This window comes from Kitasatospora sp. NEAU-69 (assembly GCF_057158765.1).
The window spans coordinates 1-17,955 of sequence record NZ_JBWXUE010000052.1 but is presented as its reverse complement, the minus strand read 5'-3'; the positions used below and the strand labels follow the sequence as shown (position 1 = coordinate 17,955).

Sequence of the window (17,955 nt, the reverse complement as noted above, 5' to 3'; positions counted from 1 at the left end):
AGCGGGAGCGGCGGCGGTCAGGCGAAGGTCCAGCGCGTCGGCGAGCCGGTGAAGTCGCCGTCGAGCAGGCCGAAGGCGCTGCTCGGCCGGACCTCGAAGACGGCGTTGACGGCCGGGTCCAGGAAGTCGGGTGGGTAGGCGGTCCCGTACTTGGCGTTCAGCGCGGCGAGGAAGCCGGAGATGCCGTCCGGATCCGTCCGCAGCACGGCCCGGCCGTCCAGGACCACCGGGTTGCGGGCGTCGTCGGTGGTCAGCACGCAGTCCGGGCGGGCCGCCAGGTTGCGGTACTTGCGTGACTGCCGGCTGCTGCTGAACCAGAGCGCGCGGTCGAGCCAGACGGCCCAGACGGGCATGGCGTGCGGCCGCCCGTCCGGGCGCACGCTGGAGACCCAGTAGTCGTGCGAGTCGCGCAGCCGCTGCTCGGCCCAGGCCCAGGGCAGCAGCCCGGTGCCCTGGTCGGCGGGCAGCAGGCCGTAGCCGGGCATCCGGGGGCGGGCGGCACGCGGCTCGGGTGGGGGCGGCGGTGCGGTCGGGTCGGTCATCGGGGGGTGCTCCGTTCGTCGGCCCCCCGACCGGCAGCCTGGCACGCCGGGGCAACCGCCGACCGGCGCGCCACGCCGTCCGTCCGTCAGGCCCCGCTCACCAGGCAGCCTCCTGGTAGTCCTTCAGGAAGACGCCCGACAGCGGCGAGCCGGCCTCGCCGCGCACGATCGGGTGGTAGACGCGGGCCGCGCCGTCCACGATGTCCAGCGGGGTGCGGAATCCGTGTGCGGCGATCCGGGACTTCTTCGGGGCCGGGTTCTCGTCGGTGATCCAGCCGGTGTCCACGGCGCACATGTGGACGCCCTGCTCGGCCAGTTCGGCCGCGCTGGTGCGGGTGAGCATGTTGAGCGCGGCCTTGGCCATGTTGGTGTGCGGGTGGCCGCCGGTCTTGTTGCGCACGGTGAACCGGCCCTCGACGGCGGTGACGTTGACGATGTACCGGTTCGGGTGCGGCGAGGCGAGCAGCAGCGGCAGCAGACGGTCGCAGAGCAGGGCCGGTGCGAGTGCGTTGACCAGCTGGGTTTCGAGCAGCTCGGACGGGTCGAGCTCGCCGAGCCGGGCCGACCAGGAGTTCTGCGGTGCGCCGTCGGGCAGCAGGCCGGCCTCGTCGGCGAGGGCGGCCGGGTCGGCGAGAGTGATCGGGGCGGGGACGCCGGGCGTGGCCCGGGTGGCCGACGCGGCGGGTGGGCTGAGTTCGGCGGCCGGCCAGACGGCGGTGTGCCAGACGGCGGTGTGAGCGGGCATCGGCGTGAAGCCCGGGGCGTGCCGGACGGCGGCGCGTGCGGCTGCCGGCAGCTCGGCCCGCTCGCCCGCCGCGAGCAGCGCGTACGACTCGGGCGGGCGGCGCACGGTCTGCGCGGCGTTGTTGACCAGGGCGTCCAGCGGCCGCCCGTCCGCCCGCAGCCGGTTGCACAGGCCGAGCACCTGGCGCGGGTCGCGCAGGTCGATGCCGACCACGCTCAGCCGGTCCAGCCACTGTGCGCTGCCCGGCGCGGCCTGGAAGCGGCGCACGGTGTCGTGCGGGAACCGGCTGGTGACGATCAGTTCGGCGCCGTCGCGCAGCATCATCAGCGCGAGCTGGAAACCGATCTTCACTCGGCCGCCGGTGAGCAGCACCCGCCGGCCGCGCAGGTCGGTGCTGATGGCACGGTACGCGGCGTTGTCGGCCGCGCAGGTGGTGCAGAGCAGGTGGTAGAAGCTGTCGACCTGTCGGTAGCTCGACTTGCAGACGTAGCAGCGGCGCGGCCGGCGGAACTCGGGCGCGGGTATGGCTGCTGGCTGCTTGGCCTGGGTTCCCGGGTCGGCCCGGGGCGTCGGCAGCGGGGCGTCCTCGCGGCGGGTCGGCGCGCCGGTGGCGGTGCCGGCGAGCAGCGCGGCGTCGACGGCGGCGTCCTGCACGCGGCGGGCCTTGCGGCGTCGATGACGCCCGTCCCGGACGAAGGACTCGGCGACCCGCTCCGCGTGCAGCCGGGCCGGGTGGTCCGGGGGCAGGCGGCGCAGCCGGCCGACGGTGCGGGCGTACGCGGCGAGCTCGGCCTCGCTCGGCTCGTCGGTGTCCTGGTACTCGGTCGGATAGTGGCCGGTCGGCATGGCCCTCGCTGCTCCCCGTGTCGCATCCGTGCGTGGTCCCGGCCGGATTCGAACCGGCGTCCACCACCTCGCTGAGGCAGTTGCGCCTGCCTCTGTGCTGCGGGGCCGAGAGCTGCCCGGGGCCGGATTCGAACCGGCGTCCTCCATCCTGTTGAGATGGCGCGCCTACCCCTGCGCTACCCGGACAGCTGAGGTGATCTTAGCCAGTGCCGCACCGCAGAGCTTCGGGGAGGGGGTGGTTGACGGGGATCGCCCGGTGGCGACCCGTCAGCCCGCGGCGAGCAGCCCGGCGACCAGGGCGCGGAGCCCGTCCAGGTAGGTGTCCTGGGCGGTCAGCGGCGCCCAGTGCTCCGCGACCTGCGCCAGGCGGGGCAGCTCGCTCGGGTCGAGACCGGCGAAGACCTGCTCCCGGTAGGTGGGGCGGTCGTCGTCCGTGCGCCGTCGGGCCGCTGTCGTGCGGACCAGGATCTCTCCGGCGGTGTAGTACCAGATCGCGCGGTACCCGTGGACGGCTCGCTCGGGGGACAGGCCGCATTCGACCAGGCCGTCGATGATCTGCTCGACGAACCACAGGGCGGAGGTGGCCATCAGGTCGTCGGCGGTCAGCACCTCCACGATCCAGGGGCAGGCGGCGAGCGCCTGGTGGATCGTGGCGGCGGCCACGACGACCCGCTCGCGAGGCAGGGTGGGCAGCTCGGGCCGGTGCAGTGTCCGCGCGGCGTAGTCGTCCAGCAGCAGGACGAGCAACTCGTCCTTGTTCCGGACGTGGTGGTAGAGCGCCATCGGCGTGCTGCCGATCTCCGTGGCCAGCCGCCGCATGGTCAGCCGGTCCACGCCTTCCGAATCCACGATGCGGCGAGCCGTCTCGACGACCTCCTCACGGGAGATGCGCGGAGGTCGGCCGAGGGCTTTGCGTGGTGCGGACGGCTGCGGCATGCCCTCATCCTCCCCCAGGGCTCGACAGCGGCGATCCTCTGGGGCTACTTTCCTTACATGTACAAAAACCTACGGGGGCGTCCCGGAGCAGTGCTGGCGGCTGCCGCCGTCGCCCAGTTCGTCTTCGCCCTGGACATGTCGGTGGTCAACGTCGCGCTGCCCGCGATCCGCTCCGGGCTGGGATTCGCGCCGCTCGACCTGTCCTGGGTCGTGCACGTCTACGCGCTCACGTTCGGCGGCTTCCTGTTACTGGGGGGCCGTGCCTGCGACCTGTACGGCCGGCGTCGGCTGTTCCTGCTGGGCCTGGCCGTCTTCGGGCTGTGCTCGCTGGCCGGCGGGCTGGCCCAGGCACCCTGGCAACTGATCACCGCCCGCGCCGGGCAGGGCCTGGGCGCGGCCGCGGCGGCCCCGGCTGCGCTGGCGATGCTCACCACCACCTTCACCGAGGGCCCCGGGCGGGTCCGTGCGCTCGGGGTGTGGAGCGCCGTGAACGCCGCCGGGGGAGCGCTGGGCGTGCTGGCGGGCGGCTTGCTGACCGAGTACGTGGGCTGGCGCTGGGTGATGCTGGTCAACACGCCCGTCGTGGTGGCGGCGCTCGCGCTGGCCTGCGCGGCCGTGCCCGCCGGAGCGCAGCCCGTCCGGCGCGAGAGGCCGGACGCGCTCGGCGCCGTCCTGGCGACCGGCGGCGTCGGGCTGCTGGTGTTCGGTGTCGTGCGCACCGACGCGCGGGGGTGGGGCTCCCCGGTCACGCTGGTGACCCTGGCCACCGCGGCGATGCTGCTGGCCGCCTTCGTCTTCGCCGAAACGCGGGCCCCCGCACCGCTGTTGCGCCTCGGCCTGCTGCGCAGCCGCTGGGTCACGGGTGCCAATGTGCTGGTGTTCTTCGCCGCGGCCGGGCAGTTCGCGGCGTTCTACTTCGTCTCCCTGTACATGCAGCAGGTCCTGGGCATGAGTGCCGCGGCGACCGGTGCCGCGTTCCTGCCCTTCTCGGCGGGCCTGGTGGCGGGCACTGTCGTCGCGACTCGCCTCACCGCGACCCGCGGCCCCCGCTCGTCCCTGGTGCCCGGCGCCCTGCTGGCTGCTGCGGGCCTCGCCTGGTTCGCCTTCATCAGCCCGGGCGGCGGCTTCCTCACCGACGTGCTCGGCCCGTCGCTCGTCAGCAGCGTCGGCACCGGCATGGTCCTGGCCCCGGTCACCGCTGCCGCGACCACCGGCATCGCCCTCCACGAGGCCGGCATGGCCTCCGGACTGCTCAACAGCTCCCGCCAACTCGGCGGCTGTGTCGGCCTGGCCGCCCTGGCCACCGTCGCCGCGCGCCGCACCGGCACGGCCACCGGCACCGCCGCGCTGAGCGACGGCTACGCCCTGGGCCTGGCCGTCGCCGCCGGGCTCTTCGCACTCGCGGCGGCCGTGGCGATCGGCGTGCTGCCGCGTCGCCGGGTCGCCACGGCTGAGCCGCAACCCGCCACACCTGCAGCGGACCGGACCTCAGCGGACCGGACCTCAGCGAACCGACTGGAAGGAACGCCATCATGACGACGACACCCCTCTCACCCCTCTCGGCCATCGACCTGTTCGCCTCGGCGCTGCACATCCGCCCCGACGGCGATGTCCGCTCCGGCGAGCGACGCATGACGAGCAGTGACTCCGGTGCCTGGCAGATCGCGACGTTCCACGTGGAGACCGACGCCGACGTCCACGCCGACCACTGGGAGATGCACCCGGAGGCCGAGGAGGCGGTGTGCTGCCTGGCCGGCGGCGTCCGCCTCCACCTCCGCCCCAGCACGTCCGGCGGCGCGGAGGAGACGGTGCGGCTGCAGGCCGGCACCGCCGTGATCGTCCCCCGCGGCCGCTGGCACCGCCTGGAGCTGGACGCGCCCAGCGACCTGATGTCGATCACCCTTCGCCACGGTACCCGCCTCGAAAGGCGCACCGAGGCCCGCTGAGCGGAGTGCGGTCAAGTGCTGTTCGAGGTCGTCCTGTCGCCCGGACCGGCCGCGCTGCGATACTCGTTCGGTTGACCATTGACCATGTTCAGGCGGAACCGAAGGGGAGTGCGGTGCGAGGAGAACGGGTAGCCGTGGTGGGCGGGAGTATCGCCGGCTGTGCGGCGGCGCTCGGCGCGGCGCGGGCGGGGGCCGGCGAGGTCGTGCTGTTCGAGCGAGCCGCCGGCCGGTTGCAGGACCGGGGGGTCGGCCTCGCGGTGCTCAGCGCCCGGTATGCCGAACTCGCGGCGGCCGGTTACCTCGACGACGCGATGCCGTGGCGGCAGCTGGAGCGCCGCCCCTGGGTGGTGCGCGAGGGCGAGGGGTGGGCCGGGCGGGAGATCGGCGTGCTGCCGTTCTCGTTCCGCTCCTACAACTGGGGATCACTCTGGAGCGAGCTGCGCAGCCGGATCCCGGCGTCGGTGGACTACCGCACGGGGGCCACGGTCGCCGAGGTGCGGCCGGAGGCGGACGGCGCCGTGGTTCGGCTCGCGGACGGCACCGAGGAGCGGTTCGACCTGGTGATCGGCGCCGACGGCTACCGCTCGGTGGTGCGCGCGGCGATGTACCCGGAGGCCGTCGTCCGATACGCGGGCTACCTCGCCTGGCGCGGCACGCTGCCCGTGGAGCAGCTGCCCGAGCCGGTCGCGCAGGCGTTCCCGGAGCAGGACGCGTCGACCGTGGTCTTCCCGGGCGGGCACATGATCGTCTACCGGATCCCGGGACGGGACGGCGTGGGCACCGTGGCGAACTGGGTGCACTACGCGACCCCGCCGGCCGATGCCGTGCTGACCTTCGACGACCCGGTGGCGGCGCCCTCGCGGACCGTCACCGAGGAGCTGAACGCCCATCAGAACCGCCTGGTGGCCGAGCACTTCCCGCCGTTCTGGCAGGAGGTCATCGCGCGCACCCCGGTCGAGGAGCGGTTCCTCCAGCCGATGTACGACATGGTCGCGCCGAGCTACGCCCGCGGCCGGCTGGTGCTGCTCGGCGATGCGGCCTCGATCGCCCGCCCGCACACCGGCAGCGGCGCGGTCAAGGCGCTGCAGGACGCCACCGTGCTGGAGGGCGCGCTGAGTTCGGCCGGCACGCTGGACGAGGCGCTGCGCGCGTACGACGCCGAGCGGGCGCCGATCGGCCGCGCGGTGCTGGAGCTCGGGCGCAGCCTGGGCCGGGCGCAGGTCGAGCGGACCCCGCAGTGGGCCGAGATGGACCAGCAGGTGCTGCAGCGCTGGTGGCGCGAGCAGGACGGCCGGGCCACCTTCGGCGGCCACACGCTCGTTCGTAAGTAGCGGGGCGCGTAAGTGGCGGTGGTTGTTCGCCGGGCGCAGTCGTTTTTCCTGCGCCCGGCGACCAACCATCCTGTCAGGGGCTGACGTTGAGGGCGGTGTCGTCGATGACGAAGTTGGTCGTACCGCCGTTGGCGTCGGTCTCGGTTCCGGTGAACAGGACGGTGACGGGCTGACCGGCGTAGCCCGCCAGGCTGACCGAGTGCTGGCTGTAGCCGCTGTTGTGGTTCAGGTTGGAGTAACTCGCCAGGGTGGCCAGCAGGTTGCCACTGCTGCCGAGCAGCTCGACCTTGAGGGTGTCCGGCTTCGCGGTGCTGGTGCTCTCGGTGGTGTCGATGTGCAGCCAGTAGGAGAGCGTGGCCGTCGTGCAGCCGGCCGGCAGCGTGACGCTCTGCGCGACGGTGTCGGTGTCGGCCTTGCCGTCGCCGTTCAGCCAGGCAGTCCAACTCCCGCTGTGCGCGGGCTCGTCGGCGGTGTCGTTGTTGACCGGGGACTGGCCCAGGGTCGAGGTCTGGGTCCACGGCGCAGGGCTGGCGCCGTTCTCGAAGCCCGGGTTGCCGAGCAGTTGGGCCGCTGTGCAGCCGCCGCCGGTCGAGCCGCTGACGGTCAGCGTGTACGTCGCGGTGTGGCTGCCGGATCCGGCGCTGCCGGTGACGGTGATCGGGTAGCTGCCGGCGGGCGTTGACGAGGTGGTGCTGACGGTGAGCGTGGCACTGCCGCCCGCGGTCACCGAGGCCGGGCTGAACGAGACCGAGGAGCCGGCGGGCCCGCCGCTCGCGGTGAGTGCGACCGGCTGCGCCGAACCGGCCGTCACCGCCGTCGAGATGGTGGTCGAGGCGGACTGGCCCGCGGTCACGGTGCCGGCCGCGGGGGCGGCCGAGAGCGAGAAGTCGTTGCTCCCGGTGCCGCTGCTCGCCGGGCTCCAGTAGTCGCCGGCCATCACGATGTAGACCAGCATCTTGATGGTCTCGCCGTAGTAGCCGTCACCGAACGGGTTGGTCGCCAGCTGGCTCCAGATCGCGTCGGTCCACGCCTGGTCGCCCGCCGCCATCGCGGCCGGGCCGACCGAGTCGCCGGCCTCCTCGGCCTGGTCGGAGGTGGAGTACGGCGTGCAGTTCAGCTTGGTGTGGGGGTAGACCTTCTGCGGATCGCCGCCGGACTCGCCCTTCAGGCAGGCCGATTCCTTCTTCGCCAGGGCGTAGGCGGTGGCCGCCGTGCTGCCGCCGTTGACCAGCGCGTCGGTGCCCATGTGCCAGGGGACCCGGATGGAGTTGTAGCCGACGATGTTGTCCGGCTGGTCCTCCTGGTAGTTGGCGGGTGCGGGCTGCGGGCTGGTCGTGTCGGCGTTGACCACGAAGTCGGAGAGCAGGCCGCCGGTGGCGGAGTACCCGTTGGTGAACTCGGTGTCCAGCGCCTCGGTGCGCTGGATCACCTTGTTCCAGTCGTGCGTGGTGTCGTAGGCGGCGAAGGCGCGCAGGTGGTCGAGCATGTGGTCGGAGGGGCGGGTGTCGGTGTTCGGCCCGTCGTCCTCGCACTTCAGGTGGCCGTCGGGGGCGACGTTGTGGGCGTAGAAGTTCGACAGCCAGGTCATCGCGTCGCTGCTGTAGCCGCCCCACTGCTTGTCCGCGAGGATCAGGCCGTAGCCGATGTCGAGGTCGCCGTCGGTCGCGCCGTCCGGCGTGCCGCCGCTGTAGTACTTGCAGGTCTTGCCGTCCAACTGCCACTGCATCATGCCGTACTGGTCCTCGTGGTCCTTGACCAGCTGCCAGAGGCCGTTGAACTCGGTCTGCGCGTTGGCGTCGTAACCCGCCATCAGCGGCACGATGTTCATGCCGTAGCCCTGACCCTCGGAGACCGGGCCGTTGTTGGTGGCGTCGCTGTCGCCCTTGGTCGAGACGTAGTACTCGTTCGAAGCGCAGCCGTGGATCAGGTAGTTGGCCTTCCACGAGTCGTACTGCTTCTCGACGGCGGCGTCCCGACTGGCCTGCGAGGCCGAGGGCATGACGCCGACCTGGTAGGTGACGTGGGTCGGGAACGGGTGCGCGCCGGCGGTGGCGGGCTGTGTGGTGGCGGCTTGGGCGGGGGCGGCGGCCAGCGTGGTCAGTGAGAGGCCGACCAGACAGCCGGTCACGGCTGATGCGAGCGGCCTCGTCCAGCGGTTGCGCATGCGGACTCCTTCGGTGGGGGCCGCGCTGCCGGCACCCGCAGCCGGGCGCTCTGCCTTGGTGCCGGGCCGGTTGGGGCGTGCCGGGGCGCGGTGGGTGAGGAGAACGAACGGGGGTGACGACCGGTCAGGCGTTAGTAAAGCTTCCTTACTTATGGCCGTCAAGGGGGAGGGTTATGGCGTGTTCATTGTCACGGGCTTCCGATCGACGGCGGCGAGCGATGGAGGCGAGCGATGGCGGCGGGTGACGGCGGTGATGGTCATGGATGATGAGCGGATGACAACGGAGAATGATCACCTGCCCGCGGCCGGGGGCCTGGTGCGGCACGCGCGACCCGCGGACCTGCCGCGGATCGTCGAACTGGCCGCCGAGCACGCCGAGTACGAGCAGGCCGCAGCACCGGTCGCCGACCTCGCGGAGCGGCTCGCGGTGCTGCTCTTCGAGACGCCGGCGCCGCGACTGCGCTGCCTGGTCGCCGAGCTGCCGGGCGGGGAGGTCGTCGGTTACGCGAGCTGTGTGCCCGAGCTGTCCACCTGGGAGGGCCGCGAATTCCTGCACCTGGACTGCCTGTTCCTGCGGTCCGGCCATCGGGGTCTGGGCCTGGGCGAACTGATGATGACGGCGGTCGCGGCCGAGGCGCGCGCCTTGGGCCTCAGCGAGGTCCAGTGGCAGACGCCCGCCTGGAACGAAGGCGCCGTCCGCTTCTACGGCCGGATCGGCGCGCGCGCCAAGGAGAAGCTGCGCTTCAGCCTGCCGATCGAAGCGTGACCTGTCCAAGCATCAGTACGAAAGCCGGTCACCCGAGGGACGGGTGACCGGCTGCCACCGGCTGCTGCTCAGCGCGCGGTCGGTGGCGCGGGGTGACGGTTACTGGTTACCGGTCGCCGTTGTCGTCGCCGTGCTGCGCGGCGGGGACGAAGAGCAGGCCCTTCGGGTTGGCGAGCTTCACGCCGACCGGGAGGTGGGTCACCACACCGGTCTTCTGGTCGACCACGGCGAGCGCCGGGTCGTTCGGCAGGTCGCCGGCCTTGGGCGCGGGCTGCGAGGCGAACATCGTGCCGTGCTGAACGTGGCTCAGGTCGGCCCGGTAGATGCCGCCGGTGCCCTGGTCCACGACGTAGAGCGTGCCGGAGCCGGCGACCGGGAGGATGTCGTCGAGCTGCGGGGTGGCGGCGCCGCCGGACGGGGTGGCCGCGTTGCTGAGGTTCAGCTGGCGCAGGGTCGGCCTCCCGGCGTCCAGGTCGCTGGCGTAGACGAGCTTGCCGTCCGCCTGGGCGTCCTGGATCAGCGTGCCGCCGTCCTTGCCCGCCACCCAGCGGTTGGAGTCCGGGTCGGTCAGGCCCAGCGGGGCCGACTTCGGCGCGCCGGCGGCCGGGTTGATGACCGCGGCGGTGTCGTTGACGCCGAAGAGCGGGGTCAGCTTCGCGGTCGAGCCGCTGAGCTTGACGGTGTAGACGGCGGCGGTGTCGTTCGTGCCGGCCTGCGCCACGTCGGGGTTGGAGTGTGCGACGTAGACGGTGCCGCTGCTGCTCACCGAGAGCGCGTCGGTGCCGCCGTTGACGCCGTCCGAGCCGGTCTCGGCCGGGCTCGGGCTGTACGTGAAGTGCCTGACGGCCGACTCGTCCTCGGCCGGCGTGATCGTGTAGAGGCTCGAGTTGAGGTCCTCGTTCACGGTGATCAGCACGCGCTGGTGGTGCGGGTCGGCGGTGACGCCGTCCACCTTGCCCGGCAGCACGTAGTGGTGGGCGATCTTGCCGGTCCTGACGTCGAAGGCGACCACGTCGCTGGTCACGCCGGCCGGTGAGCCGTCCGACTGGGCGCCGTTCTGGTAGGCGACGAAGAGCAAATCGCCGAGCTTCGTGATGTCGTCGGGGTTCGTCATGCCCTTGGGCGCGGTTGCGAAGAGCTTCAGGTGCACCGAAGGGGTGGCGGCCGGTGCGGTGGCGAAGGCGGTGGGCGCGGCGACGGCCGACAGGCCGGTGACGACGGCCACCAGCCCGAGGGAGGTACGCGCGGTCTTGCGCATGCGCATGGGAGCAGCTCCAGTGGGTGCGGGGAACGCGCCGGTGGTGGAGCGCTCCGGCGACAGGCTGGTTGAGCCGCGCGGGTACTTGCAAGATCGAAGTCCTGTTCCGGGGGAGTGTTCACCGGTTTGACGCCGGTGCTTACCCGGACATCCGGCGAGTTCCCAGCAACCGCGCGCGTCACAGCGGCTCGTCCGCGTCGCCGGCGCCGAAAGGGCTGGATCGCCGGGCGCGTTCCGCCATACGGTGGCGCCATGAGCAATCACTCTGAATCACCTGTCGCGCCCGTCGAGGCATACGAACCGCCCTACTACGTAGCTGTCTTCACTGCCGTGCGCACCGAGGACCAGAGTGGCTACAGCGAGACCAATGCACGCATGGAGGACTTGGTGAAGGACATCCCCGGGTACCTGGGGATGGACCACGCGCAGACGCCGGGCGGCCTGGGCATCACCGTCGGGTACTTCCGCGACGCCGACGCCCTCACCCAGTGGCGGACCAACGCCGAGCACCGCGCGGCGCAGAAGCGCGGGCAGGCCGATTGGTACCAGAGCTACACGCTGCACGTGGCGAAAGTGGAGCGGAGCTACGGGTTCAGGAGCACCGGTCAGCCCGTCTTGCGGGCGACGCCGGCCCAGTAGTACGCGGCCTCGGGGTCGGCCGGGGGCTCGCCGTCCGGGCGCCAGGCCATCACCGGGACGACGCCCGGCGCGAGCAACTCCCAGTCGGCGAAGAAGCGGGTGACCTCGGCCCGGGTGCGCGGTACGAGCGTCACCCGGCCCTTGTCCTCGGTATCGACGACGGCCTGTACGGCCTGCGGGTCGAAGTCGGCCGTCACATGGCTGAGCGCGACGCAGCTGCCGACCGGCAGGGCGTCGAGCAGGGCCGCCACGTGCTGCCAGGGGTCGTCCGCGTCCGGGAGCAGCATCAGCACGCCGAGCAGCATCAGGCCGACCGGCCGGTCCAGGTCGATGGTCTGCCGCAGGGTCGGGTGGGCCAGGATCGACGCCGGATCGCGCAGGTCGGCGTGGATGTACGAGGTGCGCCCGGCCGGGGTGCTGCTGATCAGCGCGTGCGCGTGGGCGAGCACGATCGGGTCGTTGTCGACGTAGACCACCCGGGCCGCCGGATCGGCGAGTTGGGCCACCTCGTGGGTGTTGCCCTTGGTCGGGATGCCGGTGCCGACGTCGAGGAACTGCCGGATGCCGTGCTCGGCCACCAGGTGCCGCACCACGCGGCCGAGGTAGCGGCGGTTCTCCCAGGCCATGGTGCGGATCGTGGGTATCAGCTGCTCGACGGCGGCGCCGAGTCTGCGGTCGGCGGCGAAGTTGGTCATACCGCCGAGCCAGTAGTCGTACATCCGGGCGGAGTGGGCGACCGTGGTGTCGATGACGGGTGGGTCCTGAGCTTCGTCCTGACCGCTCCCGAGCCACGCATTGCCCGTCATGCTCCGCCTCCCCGAGGGCCGATGAATTCGATCACCCTACCGTGCTCGTCCGCTGACCCTAGGTCATTACGGTGCGTCACGGCGGCCGGGGCTGGAGGCTGGTTGCCCTAGGGCAACCAGCCTCCAGCCCCCGATCAGCGGAGCTCAGTCCGAGCGGCGTTCCGGGTCGGCCGCCAGCATCCGGCGGACCTGGTCGAGCAGGGCGCTCGCGTCCGGGCCGGGCTCGGGGGCGGTCTCGTCGCTGCCGCGCAGCGCGTCGGCGATCTCCTTGAACTGGGCGTCCCAGTCGTTCTGGTAGACCTGCTCGTGCTCCTCGGCCGCCGTGGACTGGCGCAGGCCGATGGTGAGGTCGATGGCCTTGCCGATCAGTGCGGTCATCCCGAACGAGAAGAGCCCCAGGATCAGCACCGCGACGAGCTGCTTGCCGAGCAGGTCCCAGCCGCCGCCGTAGAAGACGCCCTTCTTGCCGGTCATCGCGCCGGTGGCGGCCAGGCCCACCATCATCATGCCGAAGAGGCCGCCCCAGCCGTGGATGCCGACCACGTCGAGGGTGTCGTCCACACCGAAGCGGTACTTCCAGCTGATCGCGAACGCGCAGGTCAGACCGGCCAGAAACCCGATGGCGGCGGCCCAGGCCATGGTGACGCCGCCGGCCAGCGGGGTCATCGCGACCATGCCGGTGACGGCGCCCATGCACATGTCGAGCAGGCCCACCTTGCGGGCGCGCAGCCAGACGGTGAGGGCCCAGCCGGCCATCGCGGCGCCCGCCGCGAGCTGGGTGTTCATCACGCCCATCGCGGCCGCGCCCGGAGTGCCCAGCGAGGAGCCGGTGTTGAAGCCGAACCAGCCGAACCAGAGCAGCGACAGGCCGACCACGACCAGCGGCAGGTTGTGCGGGCGGATCTTCGTCCGCTCGAAGTCCTGCCGCTTGCCCGCGACCAGGGCCAGCGCCAGACCGGCCGCGCCCGAGCTCAGTTCGACGACCGTGCCGCCGGAGAAGTCGACCGCGCCGACCTGCTTGGCGACCCAGCCGTCCGGTGAGAACACCCAGTGCGCCATCGGGATGTAGACCAGCAGGGTCCAGGCACAGACGAAGGCGATCCAGCCGCGCATCGTGGCCCGGCCGGCGACCGAGCCGCTGATCAGCGCGACGGTCACGATCGCGAAGGACATGTGGAAGACCGAGAAGGCCACGGTCGGCACGCCGGCGGTGGCGCTGTCCATGCCGACCCCGGACATCAGCAGGTGGTCCACGCCGCCGATCAGGCCGAGCCCGCCGGCGTCCTTGCCGAACGCGAGCGAGTAACCGACCGTGAACCAGATGATGGTGACCAGCACCACGCAGACGAAGCACATCTTGAGCATGGCGATGACCTGACCGGTCTTCACCATGCCGCCGTAGAAGAAGGCCAGGCCCGGCGCCATCAGCAGCACCATCGCGGCGGCCATCATCAACCAGGCGGAGTTGCCCGAGTCGAGCATCACTTCTCCTGCTCTCGGCGCACCAGCACCGCACGGAGCTCGGCGAGCAGCCGGTGGTCCGCGTCGGCGCTGTCGGCGTCCTTCCCGCTCGCGCCGACGGTGGCCGGCACCCGGGCCTGGATCAGGCGCTCGCGGATCTCGGAGATGGTCTCGTCGTCGTAGGCCTGCTCCTCCTCCTGGCCGGGCACGTGCTCGTACTCCTCGTCGGCCCGGAAGCCGACGGTCTTCTCGACCACCTTGGCGATCAGCCAGGTCGCCGCGAACGAGAACGCCGCACAGGCGATCACCGCAACGGCCTGGCGCCACAGCAGGTTGACGCCGCCGCCGTAGAACAGGCCCTTCTTGCCGCTCATCTGGACGGTCGCGAACAGGCCGATGGCCAGCGTGCCGACGATGCCGCCGAAGCCGTGCACGCCGACCACGTCGAGCGTGTCGTCGTAGCCCATCTTGTACTTGAAGTTGATCGCGAAGGCACAGACCACACCGGCGGCGAAGCCGACGGCCAGGGCGCCGATCGGGGAGATCTCACCGCAGGACGGGGTGATGGCGACCATGCCGGCGACGGCCGCGCCGGCCACGCCGAGCATCTCGACGTGCCCGAGCTTCCACTTCTCGATCAGCGGCCAGCCCACCATGGCTCCGGCGGCGGCGAGTTGGGTGTTCAGGAAGGCCATCGGCGCGGTCCCGCCGGTCTGCAGCGCGGAGCCGGCGTTGAAGCCGAACCAGCCGAACCAGAGCAGCGCAAGGCCGATCACGACCAGCGGCAGGTTGTGCGGACGGATGGTCTCGCGCTCGAAGTCCTTGCGCTTGCGCACCACGATCGCGACCGCGAGGCCGGCCGCACCGGAGTTGATCTCGACCGGCAGGCCACCGGCGAAGTCGAGCGCGCCCAGGTGGGCGGTCACCCAGCCGTCGGGCGCGAACACCCAGTGCGCCAGCGGGACGTAGACCAGCAGCGTCCAGGCGATCGCGAACCAGACCCAGCCGCGCATGGTGGCGCGCCCGGCGATGGAGCCGCTGATCAGCGCGACGGTGATGATGGCGAAGGCCATCTGGAAGCAGGAGAAGATGACGGTCGGGATGCCGGTGGAGCCCCACAGGCTGGTCATCCCGATGTCGTGCATCATCCAGTGCTCGGGGGTGCCGATCAGGCCGAGGCCGCCGACGTCCTTGCCGAAGGCGAGGCTGTAGCCGATGGCCAGCCAGAGCAGCGTGACGATGGCCAGGCAGACGAAGCTCATCTTCAGCATGACCAGCACGTGTTTGGTCTTGACCATGCCGCCGTAGAAGAAGGCGAGGCCGGGCGTCATCAGCAGCACCATGGCGGTACTGGCCATCAGCCAGGCGGTGTTGCCCGTGTCGATTGAGGTAGGCATCCGAAGTCTCTCTGCGGGACTGGGGGACGGGGGACGGGGAAGGGGTGGGGTTCGGGATCGGGCGGGGCTCAGGATCGGGCGGGGCTCAGGATTTGCGGATCACCGGGGCCGGCGTGCCGATCAGCAGCCGGCGGGCGGCGTCCCAGGCCCGGCGGAGGGCCTCGGTGACGGCGGGGGAGTCGCTGCCGAGCACGCGCAGCCAGGCGCCGGTGTCCTCGGGCAGCACGCTCACGCCGTACAGCAGCCCGCTGCCGTCGAGCGCCTGGTGCAGGACGTCGGCCAGTTCGACGGCCGGGGCGAGCGGGGAGACGGCGAAGAAGCTCGCGAGCACGTCGTGACCGGCCAGCACGGCGGGGCCGGTGACCCCGGAACCGGCGGGCTCCAGCCGCACGGTGTCCAGCGCGAAGAGCCGGCCGCCTGGCCGGCGCCACTCCAGGTCGGCCGCGAAGACCTGGTAGGCGTTGCGCTCGCCGTGCGCCAGCCGCCCGGCCAGCACGGTCTCCGAAGCCAGCACGGTCGCGGTCGGGTCGGCGGTGATCACGGTGCGCTGGTAGAACCGGGAGTCGCGGAACGGGATCGTCGCCTCGGGCAGGTACTCCACGTAGGCGCGCGGCCCGGCCGTCAGGAAGACCTGCTGGGTGGCGTAGTCGGTGTCCATCCGGTGCACCCTGGTGGCCGCCTGGGTGGTCAGGTGGACGGCGGTGTCGGCGCCGCAGTGCAGGTCGAGCCGGAGCCGGTCGGCCTGCACGATGCCGCCGCCGGTGGACATCAGGTACGTGATCGCCAGGTCCGGGCGGGCCGGGTCGAAGTAGAGCGGACGCATGATCTGCAGCGGCGACTTCTGGTAGTGGCCGACGAGTTCGGTCCGCTCGCCCACCTTCTCGAAGCCGAGCTCCAGCAGCCCGACCTTGCCGGGCGCGCCCACGCCGAGCGCGGCCGGCCGGCCCGCGTGCCGCCGGACCTCGGCGGGCACCCGGACCGGCTCGTAGTGTGTGGCGGCCGAGCGCGCGGGGGCCGAGCGCGCCGTCACCGTCACGCCGGGACCTTGCGGTAGGACTCCAGCAGGTCGGCGACCCGGTCGAGGCCGTCGCCGGTGAGGCTGTTGGTGAGCACGACCGGCCGGCCGGAACGGACCCGGTCGGCGTCCCCGGTCATCACGTCGAGGTCGCAGCGGACGTACCGGGCGATGTCGATCTTGTTGATGATCAGGACGTCGGAGTCGGTGATGCCCGGGCCGCGCTTGCGGGGCATCTTCTCGCCCTCGGCGGTGTCCAACACGAAGAAGAACATGTCCACCAGCGCCGGGCTGAAGGTCAGCGTGAGGTTGTCGCCGCCCGACTCGTAGAGCAGCGTGTCGATGTCGGGGAAGCGCTCCAGGAGTTCGGCGCCGGCGGCCAGGTTCATGGTCGGGTCGTCGCGGACGGCGGTGTGCGGGCAGGCACCGGTCTCCACGCCCACCACCCGCTCGGGGTCGAGCAGCCCGGCCAGGTTGCGGCGCACGTGCTGCGCGTCCTCCTGGGTGTAGATGTCGTTGGTGACAACCGCAGGGCGCCGGCCGCGGGCGATCAGCACCGGCACCAGGGCCTCGATCAGTGCCGTCTTGCCGGAGCCCACCGGTCCGGCCACGCCGACCCGCAGCACGTCGTCCGTCATGATTTGGTGCCCTTCTTGGAGAATCAAACTGATGGAGCGTCAAGTCCTCTATGGGGACTGTCAGGATGCGAACATCCTTGCTTCGGCGCGCTCGTGGCGGCCCGACATGACGTCGGCGAGCGGTACGCAGCCGCCGAGGTCGGCCGCCTCCCGGCGCAGTGCGGCCTCGGTGACCTCCTTGATCACCGGGGCGATCGAGCGCAGCGTGATCTGGGCGTGGCGGTGGTCGGTCAGCCGCAACCGCAGTGCGGCTCCGGTGAAACTGACGGCGAACGCGAACAGGTCGCCGGCCACCGCCTGTTCGGCGCCCACGCCGCCGGCCGCGTACGCTACGCCGGCCGCGACGGCCTGACAACAGGGCGTCCGCTTCGCTGCCACCAGCTCCGCGAAGCGGTCCAGGGCGGCGCCGCCCAGCGCGAGTTGCGCCGTGTCCAGCATCTGCCGTCCGGTCCGGGTGGCGGCCAGGCGTAGCTCGCGGTTGAGCTTGCTGGCGTGCAGTCGTTGGTCGATCTCGATGACGGTGTCCCAGTCCCCTTTGGTGGCGGCCTGGTTGGCGATGGCGAGTGCGGTGGCGTCGGCGGGGCCGACGGAGTGGCGTAGCAGGTCGGTGAGTAGTGCGGGCATGTTGTGCTGGTCGACCTGCCCGGCCTGTCGGAAGCCTTCGAGGCTGTGGGAGAGGGTGTAGAGGCCGCTGGGGAAGGCGGAGTCGGTGAGTTGGAGGCTGACGAGCAGGGCGTCGAGGGTGGCGGTCATGCGAGGTAGAAGAGGTGGTTGAGCGGCAGGGTTTCGGCCGGTGCGATGGTGGCGGGTTCGCCGTCGAGGGTGACCTTGTAGGTTTCCGGGTCGACCTCGATCCTGGGCAGGGCGTCGTTGCGGACCATGTGCTGCTTGCCGACGGTGCGGCAGTGGCGGACGGGCAGGACCCGGCTCTGGAGGCCGAGTTCGGTCGGCACCCCGCGGTCGATGGCGGCCTGGGACATGAAGGAGACGCGGGTGGCTTGTCGGGCGCGGCCGTAGGCGCCGTACATCGGGCGGTAGTAGATCGGCTGGGTGGTGGGCAGCGAGGCGTTGGGGTCGCCCATCAGCGCCCAGTTGACCATGCCGCCCTTGATGACCAACTTGGGTTTGGCGGCGAAGGAGTTGATCGGCCACAGCACGATGTCGGCGAGTTTGCCGGGCTCGAGTGAGCCGATGTAGTCGGCGGTACCGGCGGCGATCGCCGGGTTGATGGTCAGCTTGGCCAGGTAGCGCAACACCCGGAAGTTGTCGTGGCGTTCGCTGTCGCCGCCCAGTTTGCCGCGCTGGTCCTTGCAGTGGTGCGCGGTCTGGAACGCCCTGGCGAAGGACTCGCCGATGCGGCCCATGGCCTGGGAGTCGGAGGAGAAGATGCTGATCACGCCCTCGTCGTGCAGCACGGTCTCGGCGGCCACCGTCTCCGCGCGCACCCGCGAATCGGCGAAGGAGA

17 protein-coding genes and 1 tRNA gene are annotated in these 17,955 nt (G+C 71.6%); 5 read left to right on the top strand and 13 right to left on the bottom strand.

Annotated elements, in window-relative coordinates; all coding sequences use genetic code 11:
* Positions 1 to 17 precede the first annotated feature (17 nt).
* From AC060L_RS35155 to AC060L_RS35140, 4 genes are all read right to left on the bottom strand, one after another.
* Positions 18 to 542: a pyridoxamine 5'-phosphate oxidase family protein gene (locus AC060L_RS35155; RefSeq protein ID WP_483803045.1), complete on the bottom strand. Its 525-nt coding sequence runs from the start codon at positions 540 to 542 to the stop codon at positions 18 to 20.
* A gap of 97 nt (positions 543 to 639) precedes the next feature.
* A complete protein-coding gene (locus AC060L_RS35150; protein ID WP_483803044.1) occupies positions 640 to 2,133 on the bottom strand; it encodes an SDR family oxidoreductase in 1,494 nt (497 codons plus the stop codon).
* A gap of 113 nt (positions 2,134 to 2,246) precedes the next feature.
* Positions 2,247 to 2,319: transfer RNA gene (locus AC060L_RS35145), tRNA-OTHER, on the bottom strand.
* 81 nt (positions 2,320 to 2,400) lie between these two features.
* A complete protein-coding gene (locus AC060L_RS35140) occupies positions 2,401 to 3,069 on the bottom strand; it encodes a TetR/AcrR family transcriptional regulator (protein WP_483803043.1) in 669 nt (222 codons plus the stop codon).
* 57 nt (positions 3,070 to 3,126) lie between these two features.
* Between AC060L_RS35140 and AC060L_RS35135 the strand changes: the two genes are divergently transcribed.
* The 3 genes from AC060L_RS35135 (at position 3,127) to AC060L_RS35125 (ending at position 6,346) form a co-directional block, all read left to right on the top strand.
* Complete coding sequence (locus AC060L_RS35135) at positions 3,127 to 4,605, top strand: MFS transporter (RefSeq protein WP_483803042.1); 1,479 nt, start codon at positions 3,127 to 3,129, stop codon at positions 4,603 to 4,605.
* Complete coding sequence (locus AC060L_RS35130; protein WP_483803041.1) at positions 4,602 to 5,015, top strand: cupin domain-containing protein; 414 nt, start codon at positions 4,602 to 4,604, stop codon at positions 5,013 to 5,015. The genes AC060L_RS35135 and AC060L_RS35130 overlap by 4 nt, the downstream gene beginning before the upstream one ends.
* Positions 5,016 to 5,128: 113 nt before the next feature.
* On the top strand, positions 5,129 to 6,346 hold the full coding sequence (locus AC060L_RS35125; RefSeq protein ID WP_483803040.1) for an FAD-dependent monooxygenase: 1,218 nt from the start codon (positions 5,129 to 5,131) through the stop codon (positions 6,344 to 6,346).
* A gap of 73 nt (positions 6,347 to 6,419) precedes the next feature.
* On the opposite strand, the gene AC060L_RS35120 is transcribed toward AC060L_RS35125, so the two are convergent.
* Positions 6,420 to 8,510, bottom strand: a complete 2,091-nt coding sequence (locus tag AC060L_RS35120) for a glycosyl hydrolase family 8 (protein ID WP_483803039.1) — start codon at positions 8,508 to 8,510, stop codon at positions 6,420 to 6,422.
* 274 nt (positions 8,511 to 8,784) lie between these two features.
* Between AC060L_RS35120 and AC060L_RS35115 the strand changes: the two genes are divergently transcribed.
* Positions 8,785 to 9,276, top strand: coding sequence for an N-acetyltransferase family protein (locus tag AC060L_RS35115; RefSeq protein ID WP_483803038.1), 492 nt, complete (start codon positions 8,785 to 8,787; stop codon positions 9,274 to 9,276).
* Positions 9,277 to 9,382: 106 nt separating this feature from the next.
* On the opposite strand, the gene AC060L_RS35110 is transcribed toward AC060L_RS35115, so the two are convergent.
* The gene (locus tag AC060L_RS35110; protein ID WP_483803037.1) at positions 9,383 to 10,540 is read right to left on the bottom strand and encodes a hypothetical protein; all 1,158 of its coding nucleotides are present in this window, start codon (positions 10,538 to 10,540) and stop codon (positions 9,383 to 9,385) included.
* 246 nt (positions 10,541 to 10,786) lie between these two features.
* Here AC060L_RS35110 and AC060L_RS35105 point away from each other — a divergent pair, with 246 nt between their 5' ends.
* On the top strand, positions 10,787 to 11,173 hold the full coding sequence (locus tag AC060L_RS35105; protein WP_483803036.1) for an antibiotic biosynthesis monooxygenase family protein: 387 nt from the start codon (positions 10,787 to 10,789) through the stop codon (positions 11,171 to 11,173).
* Here AC060L_RS35105 and AC060L_RS35100 read toward each other — a convergent pair.
* The 7 genes from AC060L_RS35100 to AC060L_RS35070 form a co-directional block, all read right to left on the bottom strand.
* A complete protein-coding gene (locus AC060L_RS35100) occupies positions 11,140 to 11,979 on the bottom strand; it encodes an SAM-dependent methyltransferase (protein WP_483803035.1) in 840 nt (279 codons plus the stop codon). The genes AC060L_RS35105 and AC060L_RS35100 overlap by 34 nt on opposite strands.
* Before the next feature lie 144 nt (positions 11,980 to 12,123).
* Positions 12,124 to 13,461, bottom strand: a complete 1,338-nt coding sequence (locus tag AC060L_RS35095; RefSeq protein WP_483803034.1) for an ammonium transporter — start codon at positions 13,459 to 13,461, stop codon at positions 12,124 to 12,126.
* Positions 13,461 to 14,837 (bottom strand): ammonium transporter, encoded by a 1,377-nt coding sequence (locus tag AC060L_RS35090; RefSeq protein WP_483803033.1) that lies wholly within the window; start codon positions 14,835 to 14,837, stop codon positions 13,461 to 13,463. The genes AC060L_RS35095 and AC060L_RS35090 overlap by 1 nt, the downstream gene beginning before the upstream one ends.
* Positions 14,838 to 14,922: 85 nt before the next feature.
* Positions 14,923 to 15,873 (bottom strand): urease accessory protein UreD, encoded by a 951-nt coding sequence (locus AC060L_RS35085; RefSeq protein ID WP_483803032.1) that lies wholly within the window; start codon positions 15,871 to 15,873, stop codon positions 14,923 to 14,925.
* A complete protein-coding gene (gene ureG, locus AC060L_RS35080; RefSeq protein WP_483803031.1) occupies positions 15,870 to 16,490 on the bottom strand; it encodes an urease accessory protein UreG in 621 nt (206 codons plus the stop codon). Before ureG ends, AC060L_RS35085 begins: the two co-directional genes overlap by 4 nt.
* 60 nt (positions 16,491 to 16,550) lie before the next feature.
* Positions 16,551 to 17,243: an urease accessory protein UreF gene (locus tag AC060L_RS35075; RefSeq protein ID WP_483803030.1), complete on the bottom strand. Its 693-nt coding sequence runs from the start codon at positions 17,241 to 17,243 to the stop codon at positions 16,551 to 16,553.
* Positions 17,240 to 17,955: amidohydrolase family protein (locus AC060L_RS35070; RefSeq protein WP_483803029.1), on the bottom strand; the 716-nt coding region annotated here is incomplete at its 5' end. The genes AC060L_RS35070 and AC060L_RS35075, both read right to left, overlap by 4 nt.